The following is a 17,811-nucleotide window of genomic DNA, read 5'->3' as shown; positions in this document are numbered from 1 at the left end:
TGGGCCCACAAGGAAACCTACAATGCCGTCACCACGCTGGTGAAGGAGCATTCCGGCGCCTACGGCATGGGCATCGATTACGCCGTCACCATGGTTCACAAGGGCGACGAACGCGTCAGCCACGGCAAGACGATCGGCCCCAACCCGGCAAAATAACGGGGCGATCTGCCCACCGCGCAACACCCCAGACCCACAATAAGACCGGCTTCGCATGAAGCCGGTCATTATTTTGAATGTTTCAGATCACGCCCACATTGACCTCACCGGGTCGCTTGCAAAGGAAACACGCATGCACGCTTTATCCAACCAGCTGGCCCCTTATCTGCTCAGCCTTTTGCGCATCGTCTCCGCCCTCGTCCTCTTCAGCTACGGAACGCAGAAGGTCACCGGCTTTCCCGCAAGTGACGGCGGCGGACCGCCCGTCGGCTCCTTGCCCTGGATTGCCGGATTGTTCGAACTCGTCCTCGGCTTCACGCTGCTGGTCGGCTTCAAGAGCCGGCTTTCCGCCTTCATTCTTTCCGGCCTCATGGCGTCGGCCTATTTCCTGCGCCATGCGCCGCAGGGTTTCTATCCGGCTCAGAACGGCGGTACGGCCGCCATCATCTTCTGTTTCGTGTTCCTCTACCTCGCTGCCGCAGGCGGCGGACCCGTCGGCCTTGATGCGGCGCGCGGTGACGCCAAGCTTTGACGGTCGGTCGCGCCGGTCAACCGTCGACGACGTCGCCATAGTCCAGATGGCGAGCGTACCAGGCGGCCACGAACGGGCAACGGATGACGACTTTCCGGTGGCTCGCTCTCACGAGGTCGAAAACGCCGGTCACCAGCCGCGACCCGATCCCGCGGCCGGACAATTCCTCAGGAACCTCCGTATGGATCAACACTAGGCGCCCATCCTCCTGACGGTAGTAGACGGCGGCGATGCCCCCGTCGACCGCCAGTTCGAAGCGGTGCAGCTCCGGGCGCTCGATAACCACATTGTTTTCGGATTGGTTCATGGGACGCTTTCCCTTCTCCGGCCGGGCTTCAAACGGCCTGTTGCAGAAACTGATGGATAGGAGGCGACGATCCGTTTGCGCTCCCGCCGTTTTCGCCGGACAAAACAAGCTTCTTGTCCAGGCGCACCGATACCTAAGTGTAGTTACGTGGCGCACCGCGCAGGTCTACCTTTCGAAACCCCCGGGCCGCCCCGGGCCGCTGAGACCGTCTCCTGCCGCAGGAGACGGTCTTCTTTCTGCGCCGGAATGAACCAGGGCGCGATCCGACATCGGTATGGCGGGGGCGCCGGTTCTTACGTCTGCCTAAAGCGCGTCGCGATCTTTCAGATTCGCTCCTTGCGCTCTAAGTTTTTGATGTTTCGCATGTCGTTGTCGCAAAACCGCTGCGCACTTTTGCGCGACAGGCTTTAGCGGTCGAAGAGATGACGGAGTTGTCGGGGTTGCGATCGCAGATACTGATCGGGCGCCCACACCCGCTCGCCGAAATGCGCGGCGGCATGCCAGGGCCAGCGGGGATCGTAGAGAATGGCGCGGGCAATCGCGATGAGGTCGGCATCACCCGTCGTCAGGATTGCTTCGGCCTGTTCGAACTCGGTAATGAGGCCGACGGCGATGACTGGTATCGCCACATTCTCTTTGACGGCGCGCGCAAAGGGTACCTGATAGCTTGGGCCGATCGCAATTTGCTGGTGGGATGCAAGGCCGCCCGACGAGACATGAATAGCCGAGCAGCCACGTGCTTCAAGCGCCTGGCAAAAGGTAATGGTTTGCTCGATATCCCAGCCGTTCTGGGCCCAGTCGGTCGCCGAGACCCGCATCGTCACCGGCCGGTCCGCCGGAAATGCCGCGCGAACGGCCTCGAAGACTTCAAGGGGGAAGCGCATGCGGTTTTCCAGCGTTCCACCATAGTCGTCCGTGCGACGGTTGGAGAGGGGCGACAGGAACTGATGCAGGAGATAGCCGTGAGCTCCATGAATCTGGACAGCGTCCAGCCCGAGAGCGGCGGCGCGACGGGCGGCGTCGGCGAAGGCCGAGCGGACCTGCGCAAGGCCGGCGCGATCGAGCGCAACCGGATGGTCATAGTCATCGTGGAACGGGACAGGGCTCGGTGCGACGGTTTTCCAGCCGCCTTCGTCCTTCGGGTTGATCTGGCGGCCGCCTTTCCATGGGACTTCGCTGGAAGCTTTCCGTCCGGCATGGCCGAGCTGAATGGCGATGGGCATGTCGGACCACCGACGCACCCCGTCCAGAACCCGGCCCATCGCGCGCTCGCAGGCATCCGAATAAAGCCCGACATCGCCATAGGAAATACGGCCCTCAGGCAGGACTGCGGTCGCCTCGATGGTGAGCACAGCCGCACCCGACATGGCCAGATTACCGAGATGAATAAGATGCCAGTCGGTCATCTGCCCGTCCGTGGCCGAATATTGGCACATTGGCGCGATGACGATGCGGTTTCGCAGATTAAGCGATCCCATTTCGAAGGGCGAGAAAAGCCTGGTTCCGCTCATGATCGTTCTCCAGAGGTCGACAGGGCCTGTCGGATCGGCCCTGCCAATGTTTCGCCGTTTGGCAGCGAGGTTGCAATCTCTCGGTATCGAAGGGGCTTCAGAACTTGCCGTTCCGGCTCTGCCATTTCGATTGGGCTCGTGCTGGACGCGGAAAGGCTTTCGGCGCGGGCTCAGCTATCAGACTTGATCCGAACCCGCTGGGCCGCAGCGACATCGCTCCGGTTTTCTCCCTTCGGCATGTGACCGAACATGTGGGGTTTGATCTGGTTGATCCAGGAAATCACCGCCGGCTCCTTGCCCCACAGAGTTTTGGCAAAAGGAACGATCTGTTCGCCGACGAGAATTCCAAGAAGACCGACCAGGGCGATAACCGGCGGTGCCGGCGAGCGGACATTGAGGAGGCTATAGACAATGCCGACGAGCAGTCCGGCGCCGAGTGACAGGAGATAGAGTTTCATGACGGTGATCCTTGATTGGTGTAGCTGCCACTCCGAGCGGGTCGGCCCAGAGTGGCTTTGCCTATCGTATCCGATGCGTTTTCCAGGGTGGACGCGCTGCTTGCGGGTGGCGCCGGTCAGGCGCTGACCTCATGCAGCAAGCGGAGCCAGATTTGCCTCGATCTTGTTGCGGAAAGGCTCGTATCGGTTCGGCAGCTTCAGCGCCTCGCCGAGATGAGCGGTATCCTCGTCGCGGTCGAAGCCGGGTTCGTTCGTTGCGATCTCGAACAGGATCCCGCCCGGTGTCCGGAAGTAGATCGCCCAGAAATAGTCGCGATCGATGACGGGGGTTACCTGGTAGCCGGTGTCCATCAATACCTTGCGAACTTCGAGCTGCTTTTCACGGTTCTCGACCGCAAAGGCGATGTGATGGACCGAACCTGCCCCCTGGCGGGCAAACGGTGTCTTCGGGAGCGCCGCCAAGTCGATCGTGTCTGCACCGTTGCCGCCGGGAATGATGAACCGCGTGACGTCCCCTTCGATTTCAGAACGCTCATAGCCCATGAAACGGAGGAGTTCTTCGGTCGCCGCAGTGTCGTGAAGGTTGAAGCGGGCACCGCTGAAGCCGCGGATGGCGTTGGCCTCGGAAATGCCCTCGGCAAGCCAGGGGGCGCGGACGTCGTCGGCCGCTTCGACCAGGGCGAGGCCGTCACCATCGGGGCCCGTGAAACGCAGGCGATTGGCGCCGAAGACCGTATCGGTCTGAATACCACCCACACCTTGCGCAATGAGACGGTCTTTCCAAAAGGCCAGCGCCCCCTTTGGAATGGAGAACTGGGTTTCGCCGACTTCGCCGACGCCCGGCCGCCCGATCATCATGTGCGGGAACGGAAAGTACGTCATGACGGTACCAGGCGTACCGTTCTCATCGCCATAATAAAGGTGATACACACTCGGATCATCGAAATTCACTGTCTTCTTCACGCGGCGAAGGCCGAGCGTGTCGGTGAAAAACCTGTTGTTCTGCTGCGCATCCGACGCCATGGAGGTGACGTGATGCAGTCCCTTGATATCCTTGATCATGGCCCGTGCCTTTCTTCGTTGACTTGTCCGTCTATGCGAAGAGATGTACTCGGGTTGATTAGGTCGCAGAATTGCAATATTTCTTTCGAGTGAGTTGCGATTTTTGAAACAATAGAGATGAACGATCATAAAGCCCTGAAAATCTTCCTGATGGCCGCCGAGAAGCGCAACTTCGCTCAGGTTGCCCGCGAGCTCGATATGACGCCCGCTGCCGTCACGCGGGCCATTGCCGCGCTTGAAGATGATCTCGGGGTCCAGTTGTTTGTTCGCACGACCCGCCAGGTATCGCTGACGACGGACGGCGCCGTTTTTGCCGCCCAGATCCAGCCGGCGGTCGAAACGCTCGAAAACGCGCGGCGCGACGTCAAGAATGCCCACAAGGCTGACCAGGGACGCTTAAGGATCAGCGCGCCGACTTGGCTCGGCAAGACGGTGCTGCCGCCGATCCTCTCCGGCTTCCGGGAGCTCTACCCGAAAATGTGCTTCGAGATCTCGCTGTCGGACGGCTTGGTCGATATCGTTGACGACGACTACGATCTCGCGATCCGCATCTCGTCGGCGCCGTCGGACAAGTTCACGATATGGCGCAAGATCAAGGTGGTGCCGAGGATATTGGTGGCCGCACCAGGCAGCAGGTTCGCTGAGATGCAACACCCGAGCGAGCTGACCCCGGACGATTGTCTCGCCTATAGCGGCGAAAGCCGACGGGAGAACTGGCTGCTTTCGGACGGAGGCTCGAGCATCACCATCGTCGCCGGAAGGGCATTCAGCGCCAACAATGGCGAGGTACTTGCCGACATGGCCGCAGACGGCGCGGGCGTGGCGATGCTGCCGGGATTTCATATCGCCGAGCATATTCGCAGCGGACGGCTCGTCCATGTTCTGCGTGGCTGGTCGCCACCAGACCTTTGGTTGACACTCTACTATCCGCCGTACCAGGCCCTACCGCCGCGCATCGCGACGTTCTCGAAATTCTTCGAGGAACAACTGACCGCTCATATGGTCATGCTCGACTAGAGCTCCCGCTTTCAAGTGGAATAACTAGAAGCGAAAAGATACCCTAGAATCAAAGTGCTGGAGCGTACTTTTGTGCGTTCATCTGAACGCACGGCGCTTGTCTTATGACGATCTGCGCTTCTTGTGAGAAAAAGAGGCGTCGGCGAGGACAATCACGGCATCACTGCCTGACACCAAACCGTTGGCGCTTGCTCTCAGGCAAAAATTAAACCAAATGTTTGCTCTCTCCCGCGAAGATGCGACCCAAGCTTGCACAAACCTCCATTCTAGAATTGAAGCTGCCGGGCCGGGCCATTGTACAATCTGATATCGGTCGTGCTGAAGAAGCGCCTCGACCTCTCATTCAAGACTTCACCAGATTTCCGCGCGAGGATCGTGGAAGCTCCCGGGCTGTGGATGAGCGAGCGGGAAGTCGCCAGACTGCGGCACGATCTGCGAAAGGTCGCGCAGCGATCGGTTGCCGATGGAGAGCTGGACTACGGCGTCTTCTCCGAGCGTGAAGACGCCCTCGCCCGAACGATCGTGACGGTCGTCTATCGGGTTTCCGACGGCGAGCCGGTCGCCTTCAACGCCTTGCCGGTCATCCAGGTCTCTCTCTCGGGCAAACCCGTCGACGTTCTCCACCTGGGGCTGGTGATGATCGATCCCGCAGTTCGCAGCCAGGGGCTTTCCTGGGTGCTCTACGGTCTCACCTGCTTTCTTCTTTTCCTGCGCAACCAGCTTCGTCCGCTCTGGATTTCAAATGTCACCCAGGTGCCGGCCGTTGCCGGCATGGTGGCCGAGACCTTCAGTGGCGTCTTCCCTGCGCCCACGCGCGGCGCGCGCCGATCGTTGCATCAGCAACTGATCGCCACGGCGATCATGGGCTCCCATCGGCATGTCTTCGGCGTCGGTCCTGATGCCGGTTTCGACGCCGATCGCTTCGTGATCACCAACGCCTATACGGGCGGTTCCGACAACCTGAAAAAGACCTTCGAGGCGGCGCCGAAGCACCGCAAGGCTGAGTACAACGATTTCTGCGCGGCCGAACTCGACTACGATCGCGGCGACGACCTGCTTCAAATCGGACAGCTCGACCTCAACGCGGCGCAGCGTTACCTCATGGAAAGCGTGCCGCGCAACGCGCTCGGTCGTCTTGCCGTCGCAAGTTTCGTCATCCTCGTCCAAAGGCTGGCTCTACCGGTCTTGCATTGGGCGGACAGCCGTCGGCAGTGGAGCATATTGAGGCCTTCAAACCAATGAGCAGCGTCTTCTCCTATGAGGCCTTCACCACGCGCAACATCGGCTTCGTCACGGAGGCGGAGCAACGACGCTTGAGACTGGCGACCGTCTTCGTCTGCGGAACCGGCGGTATGGGCGGCGCCTGCATCCAGGCGCTGGCGCGGGCCGGCATCGGTCGTCTCATCCTCGCCGATATCGACCGCTTCGAGCTGTCGAATCTCAATCGCCAGGTCTTCTGTTTTGCCGACACTATTGGCACCCCCAAGGCAGAAGCGACCCGAGACCTCTGCTTAAAGATCAATCCCGACTTGGACGTGACCGTCTTCGGCCCGGATTGGACCGATCATGCCGAGACGCTCATTGCCGACGCGGACGTCGTCATCAACGGGACGGACGATCTCGGCGCCAGCCTCCTGCTCTATCGCGTCTCGCGAAACCTCGGCCGGACGGTGATCGACGCCTATGCGTCTCCTTTGCCCTCCGTGTACGTGACGCGACCGCAAGATCCGATGCCGGAAGAGCGGCTCGGTTATCCGACTGCCGGAACCGCCTGGAACGCACTGACGGCCGACCAGCGGTCGGAAGCTTTCCTGCGCGAGGCGGAATACGTGATGGTCCATTCGTCGTCACGCCACCATGTCGATCTTTCGCTCGCCGGCGAAGTGATTGCCGGCACCCGAAGTCGCATGTCCTTCGCGCCAATGGTGATCTCCACCGGCACATTGATGGCCTACGAGGCGATCCACGTGGTCCTCGGCCGTCCACAGTCCGCCGATTGCCGCGGCTGGTTCTTCAACCTCCATGCCGGGCGCATCGAACGGCCCCGCAATGCAATCGTCGCTGCGCTGCTGCGTCCGCTGGTACGTCGCTACCTCAAGCGCCTTGCGGCTCCGGCAGCGCCATGAACACGCCGCTCGTTGCCGATAGTTTCGTTTCGCTGGCGGCGCTTGGCGGCCTCCTTGTGCTGATCGGCACCATCCGTAGCTTCGATACGGAAAGCCCGCTGAACCGCCGCTTCCTCTTTGGATTGCAGGTGCTGGCGGCATTGATGGCGAGCCGGGTGCTGGCCTGGTGGACGGACCTCTTCATCTTCAAAGCCGCAACGATCATAACTGCGGGCCTCGTTCCGCTCTCGACAGTTCTCCTCGCCGAGGGTCTGTTGCGCCGCCATGCACCGAGGACGACGAAATGGATCGCAGCCGGCGGCGCGGCCACCTTCTTCGCGCTCGCCTTCCTTCCGGCGTCGATCGCCGAGCCCTGGCGTGTCGCGCTGCTGTTCGTCTATCAACTCGTCACCTTCGCTCTCGCCGGGCATATGACGGTAACGCGCGACCGGGCGAGCCTGTCAAAGGCGGAGAACCAGGCGGTTGACCGCATGGCCCTCTCGCTGCTTCTGATCCTGCCACTCCTCGTCACCGATTTCCGCTCGGCCTACATCGACCAGCCGGTGCGGCTCGGCGGGGTCGCGATCCTGTTCCTGTGCTGGCTGCTGATCAGCCTTGGCCAGCGCGCCGCGGGGCATCGTGACACGGTCGTTTCCTTCGCCATCCTGCTTTCGGTCGCTCTGCTCGCAGCCCTTGTCGTCGGCTTCGAAAACGGGCTCGAACCGGCAGCGCTGGTGCGAGCGGCCAGCGTCATCCTCAGCGCCGCCTTGCTTGGCGTGATCTGGAAAGACAGCCTAAGCCTTCGCACGGAGCAAAGGCGGCAGAGCCTGATCCGGCATCTGGCCGAGGACCGCATCGACGACACGCTCGGCTTCCTCAAGGAATTACAGAACCATCCGTTGGTGGATGGCGCACTTTTGCTTGGCGAGAATGAACTTTCAGACCTCGACTTGCCGGTGATCAAGGCGCTCTTTGCTGCCCGGCCGTTGATGCGCACTACCGAAACGGGCAGCCTTTCCCAATCGGATGCCGAGCAGCTTGCCTGGCTGCTCGAAAAATACGAGGCCACCCATGTCATGCTGGTGTCGAACCGGCCGTTCCGGCTCATTGCGCTCAACATGCCCTCCGTCACTGCCACGCCGGGTGCGGAGACAGAGTTGAAGGTCGTCCAGCGCATGGCCATGCTGATCTCCGAGAGGAACCCGCTCCATGATTGAGATCCGCGAGGGGGATATCGACGCCTTCTTCACTGCGCCCCTTCAGATCTACGGTGCACGCACGCCCTATGTCTCGCCGATGTTCAGCGACGTCAGGCGTTTCCTTTCAGCTGAAAAGAACCCTCTCTTCGATACGGCAGAAGACTTCGCCATCTTCACGGCCCATGAAGGCGGCGCCGTGCGCGGGCGCATAACAGCCCACGTGCACCGCGCATCGAACGCGAAGTTTGGCCTCGATCGCTGCTATTTCGGCTACTTCGACTGTGCCGACGACGAGCGCGTCGCGGCCGCCCTGTTGGAGCGGGCAGAGGATTGGGCGCGCGCGAAGGGCTTTGGGGAAATCCTCGGAAACTTCAACCTGACTGCCATGCAGCAAGTCGGCATCATGACCGGCGGTTTCGAGAACGCGCCCTATACGGATCAGATCTGGGGGCCACCGCATCTGCCCCGCCTGCTGGAACGCCGGGGATACGCCCCATGCTTCCCGATGACCACCTTCGAAATCGACGTCCGCACTGTGGCAGTCGACGGTCTGCTCGCCAGTGCGCAAATGCGCGCGCTTTTCGACGACGGCTTCCGTTTTTCACCGATCCGGCGGGCAACGCTCGAACGGAGATTGGAGGATTCCCGGCTGATCCTCAACGAGAGCTTCGCCGACAATCCGATGTTCGTGCCCGTCAGCCGTGCGGAATACGACTTTCAGGCAAAGGAGATGAAGTGGATCATGGATCCACGCATCTCGGCGGTCGCGGAGAAAGACGGCGCGCCAGCCGGTGCGGTGATTGCCATACCCGACGTCAATCCGATGCTGAAGGCGATGGGCTCGCGGCTCGGGTTGAGTGCGCCCTGGCATCTGCTCAAGCACCGCCTCAAGCGCCGCCGTGCCGTGATCATATTCCAGGGTGTGAAACCGGAGCATCAGGGGCGCGGCCTCAATCCGCTCCTTCTTGCCCATGTGCTCAAAGAAATGCGCCGCGCCGGCTACGAGACTGCCGGCGGCACCTGGATCGCGGACGTCAATGCGGCCAGCCTGAGGCAGGTGGAAAAAGCCGGCGCAAGGCCCCTGCATCGTCTGCATCTCTTCGGAAAGACATTATGAGCCGCATTGACACCGCCATGCTCGTCGATCTGGCGGCTGAGGCCAATCTCGCCCCCTCCGTCCACAATACCCAGCCGGCCCGCTGGATACTGGACGAAGACGGATGCATTCTGCTTGCTGCCGACCTCTCCCGGCACCTCGGCATCGGCGATCCGACCGGTCGCGATATGGGGCTCTCCTGTGGAGCGGCGCTCGAGGGCATGGTGATGGCGCTCGCCGCGCGCGGGATCGGTGTGGCCATCGAAGATCTCTGGGGCGATAACATTCTCGACTGGAGGCCCGACTACCGATTGGCCGCGCGGCTGACCCTTGCGCGCGCGGCGATGCCCACGGAGCTTGCCGGCTGGGGCACCAAGCGCTTCACATGGCGTGCCCGCTTCTTGCCCGCGGCGCCCGAACAGATCGAAAGGCTCGAGCACTGGGTGGCTGAGACGGCTGATGTAAAGCTCGCCAGCGGCCACGAGAATCTCGCCTTCATTGCCGCACTTAACGACCGCGCAAGTCTGTCGATCATGCGCGATAGATCGTTCCGCAATGAACTCGTGGCGTGGATGCGGTTTTCCCCAACCCATCCGGCCTATGCCTTCGATGGGCTCAATATTGCCGCGCTGCAGATGGGGCGGCTGGAAGGCGCACTGGCGGAGCATGTGCTCGCTTCACCACTTTTCGACATTGCCGATCGGCTGGGCCTCGGCAAAAGTCTCGTCGCCGAAGCGGGAAAGACGATAACCGCCGCGGCTTGCCTCCTGTTCCATCGGCCGGAAGACGAGAGCCCAATCGTCTCCGGACAAGCCTTCTATCGTTTCTGGCTGGGTTTCACGCGTCTCGGCTTCGCCGGTTGGCCGATGGCGGTGCTGGCTGATCTACCGTCCGCTGCAGAGGCGATGCGGCAGCGCTTCCCGTTGCCACCCGGCCACCGGCTGATCAATGTCCTGCGCGTGGGGCCGGCGCCGTCGACCGTTCCGAAGTATCGCCTTCCGGCCCATGCTCTCGTGCTGGACGGAAAGCCGGACTGAAGCCGGCTCCCTTTTCCATATCAGGCGGCGTCCTCGGTCCTTGCAGTCTCGGCGAGAAGTTTCTGAGCACTGACGAAGTCCACCTTTCCGGTTCCAAGCACAGGCACGGCTCCCACCCTCACATCCGAGGGAACCATCATGTCCATCGCCCCCTTTTCCTTGGCGAAGCGAAGGAATGCGGCGCGTGTCGCACCCGGAGCGTCAGTGAGCATGACCAGGCGCTCGCCTTTTTTGGCATCAGGCAGCGACGCGACAACCGTCAACTGACCCGGCCACAGCTCTCCCGCCAGCGCCTCCACAGCGCCAAGCGAAACCATCTCGCCGCCGATCTTGGCAAATCGTTTGGCCCGACCCCGGATGACGATGAAACCATCTTCATCGACAGTGACGATGTCGCCGGTGTCATGCCAGCCGTCCGGCGTCGGCTCGATTACGCCGGGCGCTTCTACGCGGAGATATCCGGCCATGACGTTGGCGCCGCGGATGAAAAGCCTTCCGCCCTCCACGACACCCGGCACGGCATCGAGCCTATACTCCATGCCCGGCATGATCTTGCCGACGCTACCGGCCTTGTTGAACATTGGCGTGTTCAGCGCAATCACTGGCGCCGCCTCGGTCACACCGTAGCCTTCGAGGATGCGGACGCCGAACTTCTCCATGTAGAGCGCACGGGTAGCCGCCCTGACCGGTTCGGCGCCGGCGAAGCAATAGCGGATCGACCGGAAGTCATAGGGATGAGCCGTCCGTGCATAACCGTTCAGGAAGGTGTCGGTCCCGAAGATGATCGTTGCGTTGGAGGCGTAGATCAGTTCCGGAATGATCCGGTAGTGCAACGGCGACGGATAGAAATAGACGGGGACGCCGGAGATGAGCGGCAGCACAGTACCAGCGGTGAGCCCGAAGGAATGGAACACCGGCAGGATGTTGAACACCTTGTCGCCCGAGTGGAAATCGATGCGGGACGCGGCTTGAGCCGCATTGGAGAGGATGTTGCGGTGTGTCAGCACCACGCCCTTCGGCGTTCCTTCCGAACCGGAGGTATAGAGTATGACTGCCGGATCGTCGGCTGTGCGTCGAACAAGCGGACGTGCCTTCTGCAGGAGACCGCGCAGCTTGTCGGCAAGGCCGATCGTCTGGCGCAGATCATCGAGCCAGATAATTTCCACCGTCTTCGCCAACTCCTCGACGACGGGGCCAAGTTTCGCCTGGGTGACGAAGGCACGCGACGTCAGCACGTAGCGGACCTGCGCCGCCTTGCAGGCCGAAATGATGTTGGCCGCGCCCGCCGTGAAATTGAGCATTGCCGGCACCTTGCCGGCGGACATCACGCCGAGGATGGTTGCGACCGCACCGTTGGCGTTGGGCAAGAGAACGCCGAGCGCCTTCTCAGCCGGGAAGAGCGACTTGAACTTCGCGCCAATCACGGCCGCGCCCGTCAGCAGCTTGCCATACGACAGGGAACCGGTGACCGGGTCCTGCACAGCGAGCCGGTTGAATCCGCGCTCCTTGGCCGTCTTGATCACCTTTTCGAGCACGGTGGTGTTGGTATCCGTGGTGCGGAACATCAACATCGACATGACCTGGTAGAGAGCAGCACCCGCGGCCATGCGGCGCTTGCGACCTTTCAGCTCTTCCGGAACAGAGAGGCGAACGGGCTCTAGAATGGTGACCTTCACCTTCGGAAACAGGCGGCGGCGAACGTGCAAGGAACTGAGGCGCGAGAAGTAGCTCTTCTCCAGCCCGTCGATACGAACCGGTACGACCATGGAGCCGGTCTTGTCGGCCACCATCGCGGCGCCGTCATAGACCTTCATCAGCGCGCCGGTGACCGTGATGCGGCCCTCGGGGAAGATCACGAGCGGCTCACCATTGTTGACCGTCTTGATGAGCGTACGCGTTGCCATCGGCTTCGAAGGATCCAACGGCAGGAAGTTGCACATCTTCAGGAACGGTTTCACCCACCACGCCTTGGCGATGGTGTAGTCGACCGCGAAGGTCGGTTCCTCGTCCGTCAGCGCCAGGGCCAGTGCGCCATCGAGAAAGGAAACATGGTTGAGCGCGATGATCGGCGCACGCCCCGCCTTTTTCAGATTGTCGAGGCCCTCCACTTCCAGCCGAAGGAAGGCGCGGAAGAGGATGGATACGAAATCACGGAAAGCATTGGTCGGCAACGTGCGCAGCATGACCCAGGCCGCCACGGCATTGGCGAGCGCAAGGCCGGCGAAAAGTACCGCTGTCGACACGCCGGACGCCTGCAGGACGGCGACAAGGCCGCCGCCGGCGGTGATGAAGGCCGCGGACAATACATTCGACGCGCCGATGACACGCGATCGTTCGTCCTCTTGCGCCCAGGCCTGAAGGGCCGCAAGCGTGGGTACGGCCAGGAAGGCGCCGGCGATGGCCATGCCGGCCAGATCGATGGCGATGCGCAGAGTGTAGGGACCGGCGAAAAAGGCGGAGAGCGTCTCGGCCGCTGCGGCCGCACCGGCATGTCCGACGCACCAGGCGAGATCGAGGCCGAACAGCGCCATGATCAGGGTGCCGAGCGGTGCCGGCAGGAGCACGATACGTCCTGCGGACATCCAGGCGGCGATTGCCGAGCCAACGCCGATCGCCACGGCGAAGACGGCGAGATAGGCAGTGATCACAGTCTCGTCGCCGCCGAGATAGTTCTTCACCATGGGCGGCAGCAACGACAGTACGATCGCGCCCACCAGCCAGAACCACGCCGCCATCAGCGCGGTGCGCCAGAGCCGTTTGTCGCTGCGCAGTGAAGCGAGGAGCCGCCCCGTGGAACGGAGGACGTTGCGATCGACGACAAGGTCCGGCGCCTTGGCGCCCAGGCGAGGAATGTAGCGGCTGGAAAGCCAGCAGGCGAGCGCGAGGCCGAGCATCATGGGGCCAAACAGCCAGGGATCGACGCCATCGGCCGCGGCAAGCCCTGCGACGACTGTGCCGCCGAGGATGGCGATGAACGTCGCCCCCTCGATCCAGGCGTTCGCGCGCGGCAGTTCCTTGCGCTCCAGGTGGTCCGGCAGGATGCCGTATTTGACAGGCCCAAAGAGCGCGGAGATGGCACCGAACAGGAAGAGCGCAACCAGCAGAACGGCAATGGATGAGAACGCAATACCGACGACCGCAACGGCTGCGGCAGCGAGCTCCCACCGCTTCAGCCTCTCGGCGACGACCGCCTTGTCGAACTTGTCGGCAAGTTGGCCGCCGAGTGCGGAAAAGAGCAGGAACGGCGCCATGAAGACGGCGCCGGCCAGCGTAACGAGCGATCCGGCATCATTTGCCGCCACGGTGGCGAGGATGAGGAAGACGAGCGTGTTCTTGAGGAAATTATCGTTGAACGCCGACAGGAACTGCGTCCAGAAGAGTGGCGCAAACCGCCGAGAAGTCATGAGATTGTTTTTCACGGAACGTCTCCCCTTTTTTTTGAGCGTTCTAGATGAAAGTCGTTTCACTCTCGTTCACAGGTTGTGCTTTGTGGCGACAGGGCTAACGATGAATTAAACGTCGTCGGCCTTGATGCCGAGCAGCAGCTTCTCGGTCTTTGCATCATCGATCCTGCGGATGAGCTTTTCAGCTTCCAGATTGTCGCGCAGCGTCTTGGTGACGTTTACCGCCGTCTGCAGGAGCATCAGGATGCCCATGGCGAGATAGCCCTTTCCCCAGAGATCGATCGGCATCATGTAAAGGCCGATCACCACCATGAAGGCGGCCACGCCGAAGCTCACATAGGAGAAGGAGGTCCAGGCCGGGGAGTGTTTCATCAGACTGTCGTTCATCGTCGTTTACCTTTGAGAGATAGTGGGTTCAAAGAGTAGGGTTTGCCTTGGCACGCAGACGCTCGAGCACGTCTTCAGCGCTCGTTACGAGCGGGCGGCCGCAACCGGCAGCGGCCAGTTTCTCTGCAAGCGCGGTCGGATCAGGCCGGTCTTCCAGCTCAACTAGCGCCTCGGCCGTCAACTCAGCCTCGCGCTGGCGCGTTTCGAGCCGCGCAAGTGTTGCCTCGGCATCGCTGAGCGTAGCCAGATCGTTGCCAGGCACGTCTCGGGAAAGGCGCCGCGTCCGGTCACGTGCCTCGGCCAGGCGCTCGCCGCGGCGCAGCGCAGCCAGGCGCGTTTCGCTCTGCCGCACCGCTTGCCTCAACCGATCTATTCCATCTGTAAATTCCGCCTGAACCTGACGTGCGTTCTGCAGTTCGGTTTCCAGCCGAGCAATCGAGGCTGCAGCCTCGGTAGCCAGATCCTCTCGCCCCTTTTCAAGGGCTGCGATAGCGCGCGCTTCGAGATCATCGATGCGGGCAGAGAGCCTCTCGGCATTTTCTTTTTCCAGGCGATTTTGCGCGATCGCCAGAGCGACCGCCCGACGTGCGCTTTCGACGCCGCGCGCGGCATCACGGATCTGCTGCGCAAGTATCGGTAGCGCATGCCGATCGCCGAAGGCCTCCTCCGCCTCGTGGGCGCGACCTCGTATCAGCGTTGCGATTTGTTTGAACATTTCCTCACCTCCATGTATGAACAATGTTCAATAATCTTTTGTCACAAAGATGAACGATGTTCAAGTTAAAAATGAACAACGTTCAAAAATGAGGTTACCGGTGGTCGGAAAGCGTCAAACGAAGAAGGAAGACCTGAAGGCAAGGCTGATAGTCGCCTGCACGGAGCTCATTCGCGAACAAGGGCTGAAGAACCTGCGCGCGCGGGATATCGCCGAACGCGCCGGCGCGGCGCTCGGTGGTCTTTACACGGTCTTCGATGATCTCGACGGGCTGATTCTCCACGTCAACTCGGGGACGCTGAAACAGTTGGAGAACACCCTCAACACCGCGATTTCGCCATCAGCGGCCATTGAGGAGACTTTCCTCAGCCTGTCTCTGGCATACCTGCGCTTCGCGCTAGCAGAGCGAAACCTGTGGTCCGCCCTTTTCGAACATAGGATGCCGGAGGGCGTCTCCGTTCCGGAGTGGCACCTTGCCGAACACGCTTTCCTGATCGGGCTCATCGCAGCACCACTCGCGCGACATATGCCTGATGCTTCTCGCCAAGACGTGGCAATTCGTGCCCGGACGTTCTTCGCGGCCGTTCATGGCGTGATCTCTCTCAGCCTTGAAGGACGGTTCGTCGGCATAACGCCCGAAGTGCTCGAACGTGAGATTACAGTGCTCGCAGGAATTCTCGCCAGGAGCCGGAGCTGACGTACTCGGCGCCAGCTTGGCAGTTCCGTTCGATAGATGACGCGACCTTTTCAGCACAGACCTTGTGGAAGGGATCGCGCCGTCGGCCGTGCGGGTGGACGCAAACAAAGGGCACCGACGCTCGTAGTAATTCAACTCAAAGCCCGGCACCTCCGATCGCATGTCGATGCTATTCAACCTGGGCTCTGACCCGGCCCGACAGTCATTCATCCAGGCGATCCGATCGCGAGTATAGGTGATCATCGCCTCAAGCTCGTTCCGCTTAATATGCGACCCTGAAGCGGTTAGCCGGACGTCGTGTCCAGCCAGATCGTAACTGGACCGTCGTTGGCCAATTCCACCCGCATGTCCGCACCGAAGACGCCATTCGCAACGGCAACGCCAAGGGCCGAGAAATTGGCAGAGAAAGTCTCATATAGGCGTTTGCCCTCCTCCGGCGGCGCTGCCGTAGAAAAGCCCGGCCGGTTTCCTTTCGTCTCGGCGGCCAATGTGAACTGGCTGACGATGAGAGCTGAGCCGCCGACATCGACAAGCGAACGGTTCATGCGATCCGCATCGTCCCTGAAGATGCGCAGGTTGACAATCTTGCGCGCCAGCCATTCGCTTTCCTTTTCAGAGTCACCCTTCATCGCACAAACGAAGACCAACAGACCATTGCCGATTTCCCCCGTCACCGTTTCGTCGACGGTGACACGCGCAGATGAAACGCGCTGGATAAGTGCTCTCATGGCAACGATTCTCCCTATGGCTTCCCGCTCTTATCGGCTCCGAGGCGATGGCGATCAAGCTCTACTCAGAACCGCGCGCCGACGGTCAGGAGATCGTCGCTGAAATCGTAGTGGAAAGCATGGAGGGCTGGCCATGCGCGATCCGCCTGCCCGAGCGACCGTTCCGGACGATACATTATGCGATCGTTGAAGCACCCTTCCTGTCGCGCGGGCGATGCCGCGGAAGCAAGAGAACTGGGTTCCTCGTGAACTTGTGGCAGGGGGTGACGTGGAAACACATCCCCTCTTCGAGGATGGCGTGGTGATCGCGGCGCATCGAACTCGGGATCGACAAGAAGCTGATCCCGATGTGCGGCGGCACCGATGGCGCGGTGCTCTCGGCCCGCGGCATTCCGACGCCCAACGTCTTCACCGGCGCCTACAACTTCCACACGCGTTTCGCGTTTCTGCCGGTGCAGGCATTCGAAAGGTCGCTGGAAGTGGCCGCCAAAATTTGGCAAGTGGCCGCTAGTAGCCGACAGTTCCACGGGGCCTGCCAGCAAGCCTCCTTGCGTATTTAACACTCGGGAGCGGAAGCCCGCAAAATGAGTTCGCGGGCCGCACGCAAGTGTCCGGCAATCCGATTGCTGCCGAGGCCACCTACTGCTGTGCCGGAGCGGTCTTTTGAAGTTCTGCCTGAACCTTCTTGGCGACTGCCGGATCGCTCTGTGCCGCTGTAAGAATTGCCGAATATTCTTCGACCGAAATGGCCGGCGATGCTTTGACGGCTTCGACCATTTTCTTGCTGCCTTCGGTCTCCAGCTTCTTTTTCGCCGCCTCGTCCGATGTTGCTTCTATCTTTGCGGAATATTCCTGCCTGACCTTGTCGACCTGAAGATAGGCAACAGCAAAGGCTTCGATCTTTTGTTCGCTGATGGCGGCGTCCGTACCCTTGTTGTCGGCCTGGCCCTGCGTCGGCTGCGTCTCTTGCGCCTGAGCAATTTCAAAGGCAGATGCTGGACTGAAGATCATGAAACTGAAGATTGCAGCCGTCAGCGATGAAATTGGCGTGTAACGAGTGATCATATTCATTCCTCTATGATGTTCATGACGTAATCGGCAGCGATAGGGCCTTTCGATCGTCACTCACGTCGGCTGGATACCGAACGCGTCAGTGACGATGAAACGCTGGGAAGGGCTTGGTGCGGCGGTACCGGGGCAATTTGCTGACCATTGAACGGCAGCTTTATGGCTCACCCACGACGCCGGTTCTGTCGAGCCCTATGTTCTTCCCCGCCCTCGAACCCCTTTTGGCGTGTCGGGGCTGCGCCGGGCGAAGGGCGGCAGATCAGCTAGCCTTCGGCGCACGACGGCGCGCCGTCACGGTTGAGTGGCATCCTCGCCATTCGGGTTTGGCGCCG

Annotated in this window: 17 protein-coding genes and 2 pseudogenes; 10 read left to right on the top strand and 9 right to left on the bottom strand. The window is 61.2% G+C overall.

All coding sequences use genetic code 11. The features are described 5' to 3' along the window. Together AC070A_RS24725 and AC070A_RS24720 are read left to right on the top strand one after the other, a co-directional pair. Positions 1-156 (top strand): annotated as a pseudogene (locus AC070A_RS24725) (hydrolase); the annotation flags it as partial. Positions 157-289: 133 nt separating this feature from the next. After that, positions 290-688, top strand: coding sequence for a DoxX family protein (locus AC070A_RS24720; RefSeq protein WP_057255535.1), 399 nt, complete (start codon positions 290-292; stop codon positions 686-688). Positions 689-704: 16 nt separating this feature from the next. On the opposite strand, the gene AC070A_RS24715 is transcribed toward AC070A_RS24720, so the two are convergent. From AC070A_RS24715 to AC070A_RS24700, 4 genes are all read right to left on the bottom strand, one after another. Further along, complete coding sequence (locus AC070A_RS24715) at positions 705-995, bottom strand: GNAT family N-acetyltransferase (RefSeq protein ID WP_057255189.1); 291 nt, start codon at positions 993-995, stop codon at positions 705-707. A 407-nt stretch (positions 996-1,402) separates the two neighbouring features. Then, the gene (locus AC070A_RS24710) at positions 1,403-2,506 is read right to left on the bottom strand and encodes an NADH:flavin oxidoreductase/NADH oxidase (RefSeq protein WP_057255188.1); all 1,104 of its coding nucleotides are present in this window, start codon (positions 2,504-2,506) and stop codon (positions 1,403-1,405) included. Positions 2,507-2,676: 170 nt separating this feature from the next. Continuing rightward, positions 2,677-2,964 (bottom strand): XapX domain-containing protein, encoded by a 288-nt coding sequence (locus AC070A_RS24705; RefSeq protein ID WP_057255187.1) that lies wholly within the window; start codon positions 2,962-2,964, stop codon positions 2,677-2,679. Positions 2,965-3,093: 129 nt separating this feature from the next. After that, a complete protein-coding gene (locus tag AC070A_RS24700; protein ID WP_057255186.1) occupies positions 3,094-4,026 on the bottom strand; it encodes a VOC family protein in 933 nt (310 codons plus the stop codon). A gap of 117 nt (positions 4,027-4,143) precedes the next feature. On the opposite strand from AC070A_RS24700, the gene AC070A_RS24695 reads away from it, so the two are divergent. From AC070A_RS24695 to AC070A_RS24670, 6 genes are all read left to right on the top strand, one after another. After that, positions 4,144-5,043: a LysR family transcriptional regulator gene (locus AC070A_RS24695; RefSeq protein ID WP_112994274.1), complete on the top strand. Its 900-nt coding sequence runs from the start codon at positions 4,144-4,146 to the stop codon at positions 5,041-5,043. 294 nt (positions 5,044-5,337) lie between these two features. Continuing rightward, positions 5,338-6,285 (top strand): hypothetical protein, encoded by a 948-nt coding sequence (locus tag AC070A_RS24690; RefSeq protein WP_112994275.1) that lies wholly within the window; start codon positions 5,338-5,340, stop codon positions 6,283-6,285. Next, the gene (locus AC070A_RS24685; protein WP_112994276.1) at positions 6,282-7,169 is read left to right on the top strand and encodes a HesA/MoeB/ThiF family protein; all 888 of its coding nucleotides are present in this window, start codon (positions 6,282-6,284) and stop codon (positions 7,167-7,169) included. Before AC070A_RS24690 ends, AC070A_RS24685 begins: the two co-directional genes overlap by 4 nt. Further along, complete coding sequence (locus tag AC070A_RS24680) at positions 7,166-8,365, top strand: hypothetical protein (RefSeq protein WP_057255183.1); 1,200 nt, start codon at positions 7,166-7,168, stop codon at positions 8,363-8,365. The genes AC070A_RS24685 and AC070A_RS24680 overlap by 4 nt, the downstream gene beginning before the upstream one ends. Then, a complete protein-coding gene (locus tag AC070A_RS24675; protein WP_113479320.1) occupies positions 8,358-9,464 on the top strand; it encodes a GNAT family N-acetyltransferase in 1,107 nt (368 codons plus the stop codon). Before AC070A_RS24680 ends, AC070A_RS24675 begins: the two co-directional genes overlap by 8 nt. Next, complete coding sequence (locus tag AC070A_RS24670; protein ID WP_112994278.1) at positions 9,461-10,480, top strand: nitroreductase family protein; 1,020 nt, start codon at positions 9,461-9,463, stop codon at positions 10,478-10,480. Before AC070A_RS24675 ends, AC070A_RS24670 begins: the two co-directional genes overlap by 4 nt. A 20-nt stretch (positions 10,481-10,500) precedes the next feature. Here the strand turns inward: AC070A_RS24670 and AC070A_RS24665 are convergent, their stop codons facing one another. From AC070A_RS24665 to AC070A_RS24655, 3 genes are all read right to left on the bottom strand, one after another. Next, the gene (locus tag AC070A_RS24665; protein ID WP_112994279.1) at positions 10,501-13,899 is read right to left on the bottom strand and encodes an acyl-[ACP]--phospholipid O-acyltransferase; all 3,399 of its coding nucleotides are present in this window, start codon (positions 13,897-13,899) and stop codon (positions 10,501-10,503) included. 93 nt (positions 13,900-13,992) lie between these two features. Further along, on the bottom strand, positions 13,993-14,271 hold the full coding sequence (locus AC070A_RS24660; protein ID WP_057255179.1) for a YiaA/YiaB family inner membrane protein: 279 nt from the start codon (positions 14,269-14,271) through the stop codon (positions 13,993-13,995). A gap of 28 nt (positions 14,272-14,299) precedes the next feature. After that, positions 14,300-14,986 (bottom strand): PspA/IM30 family protein, encoded by a 687-nt coding sequence (locus AC070A_RS24655; protein WP_112994280.1) that lies wholly within the window; start codon positions 14,984-14,986, stop codon positions 14,300-14,302. 100 nt (positions 14,987-15,086) lie between these two features. On the opposite strand from AC070A_RS24655, the gene AC070A_RS24650 reads away from it, so the two are divergent. Then, the gene (locus AC070A_RS24650) at positions 15,087-15,683 is read left to right on the top strand and encodes a TetR/AcrR family transcriptional regulator (RefSeq protein ID WP_057255533.1); all 597 of its coding nucleotides are present in this window, start codon (positions 15,087-15,089) and stop codon (positions 15,681-15,683) included. A 284-nt stretch (positions 15,684-15,967) separates the two neighbouring features. On the opposite strand, the gene dtd is transcribed toward AC070A_RS24650, so the two are convergent. Beyond that, positions 15,968-16,411, bottom strand: a complete 444-nt coding sequence (gene dtd / locus AC070A_RS24645; RefSeq protein ID WP_057255177.1) for a D-aminoacyl-tRNA deacylase — start codon at positions 16,409-16,411, stop codon at positions 15,968-15,970. Between the two features lie 317 nt (positions 16,412-16,728). Between dtd and AC070A_RS24640 the strand changes: the two are divergent. Further along, positions 16,729-16,971, top strand: a pseudogene (locus tag AC070A_RS24640) (hypothetical protein); the annotation flags it as partial. A gap of 79 nt (positions 16,972-17,050) precedes the next feature. Here the strand turns inward: AC070A_RS24640 and AC070A_RS24635 are convergent. Continuing rightward, positions 17,051-17,476: a DUF4168 domain-containing protein gene (locus AC070A_RS24635; RefSeq protein WP_082616269.1), complete on the bottom strand. Its 426-nt coding sequence runs from the start codon at positions 17,474-17,476 to the stop codon at positions 17,051-17,053. Positions 17,477-17,811 lie beyond the last annotated feature (335 nt).

The organism is Ensifer sp. GW101-20A05, assembly GCF_059424735.1.
This window is presented reverse-complemented; position numbering and strand designations above follow the sequence as displayed.

Coding starts and splice junctions, on each gene's coding strand:
- AC070A_RS24695 (WP_112994274.1), top strand. CDS start 4,144: ATGAACGATCATAAAGCCCTGAAAATCTTCCTGATGGCCGCCGAGAAG.
- AC070A_RS24705 (WP_057255187.1), bottom strand. CDS start 2,964: ATGAAACTCTATCTCCTGTCACTCGGCGCCGGACTGCTCGTCGGCATT.
- AC070A_RS24685 (WP_112994276.1), top strand. CDS start 6,282: ATGAGCAGCGTCTTCTCCTATGAGGCCTTCACCACGCGCAACATCGGC.
- AC070A_RS24710 (WP_057255188.1), bottom strand. CDS start 2,506: ATGAGCGGAACCAGGCTTTTCTCGCCCTTCGAAATGGGATCGCTTAAT.
- AC070A_RS24660 (WP_057255179.1), bottom strand. CDS start 14,271: ATGAACGACAGTCTGATGAAACACTCCCCGGCCTGGACCTCCTTCTCC.
- AC070A_RS24670 (WP_112994278.1), top strand. CDS start 9,461: ATGAGCCGCATTGACACCGCCATGCTCGTCGATCTGGCGGCTGAGGCC.
- AC070A_RS24720 (WP_057255535.1), top strand. CDS start 290: ATGCACGCTTTATCCAACCAGCTGGCCCCTTATCTGCTCAGCCTTTTG.
- AC070A_RS24655 (WP_112994280.1), bottom strand. CDS start 14,986: ATGTTCAAACAAATCGCAACGCTGATACGAGGTCGCGCCCACGAGGCG.
- AC070A_RS24715 (WP_057255189.1), bottom strand. CDS start 995: ATGAACCAATCCGAAAACAATGTGGTTATCGAGCGCCCGGAGCTGCAC.
- AC070A_RS24700 (WP_057255186.1), bottom strand. CDS start 4,026: ATGATCAAGGATATCAAGGGACTGCATCACGTCACCTCCATGGCGTCG.
- AC070A_RS24680 (WP_057255183.1), top strand. CDS start 7,166: ATGAACACGCCGCTCGTTGCCGATAGTTTCGTTTCGCTGGCGGCGCTT.
- dtd (WP_057255177.1), bottom strand. CDS start 16,411: ATGAGAGCACTTATCCAGCGCGTTTCATCTGCGCGTGTCACCGTCGAC.
- AC070A_RS24635 (WP_082616269.1), bottom strand. CDS start 17,476: ATGATCACTCGTTACACGCCAATTTCATCGCTGACGGCTGCAATCTTC.
- AC070A_RS24675 (WP_113479320.1), top strand. CDS start 8,358: ATGATTGAGATCCGCGAGGGGGATATCGACGCCTTCTTCACTGCGCCC.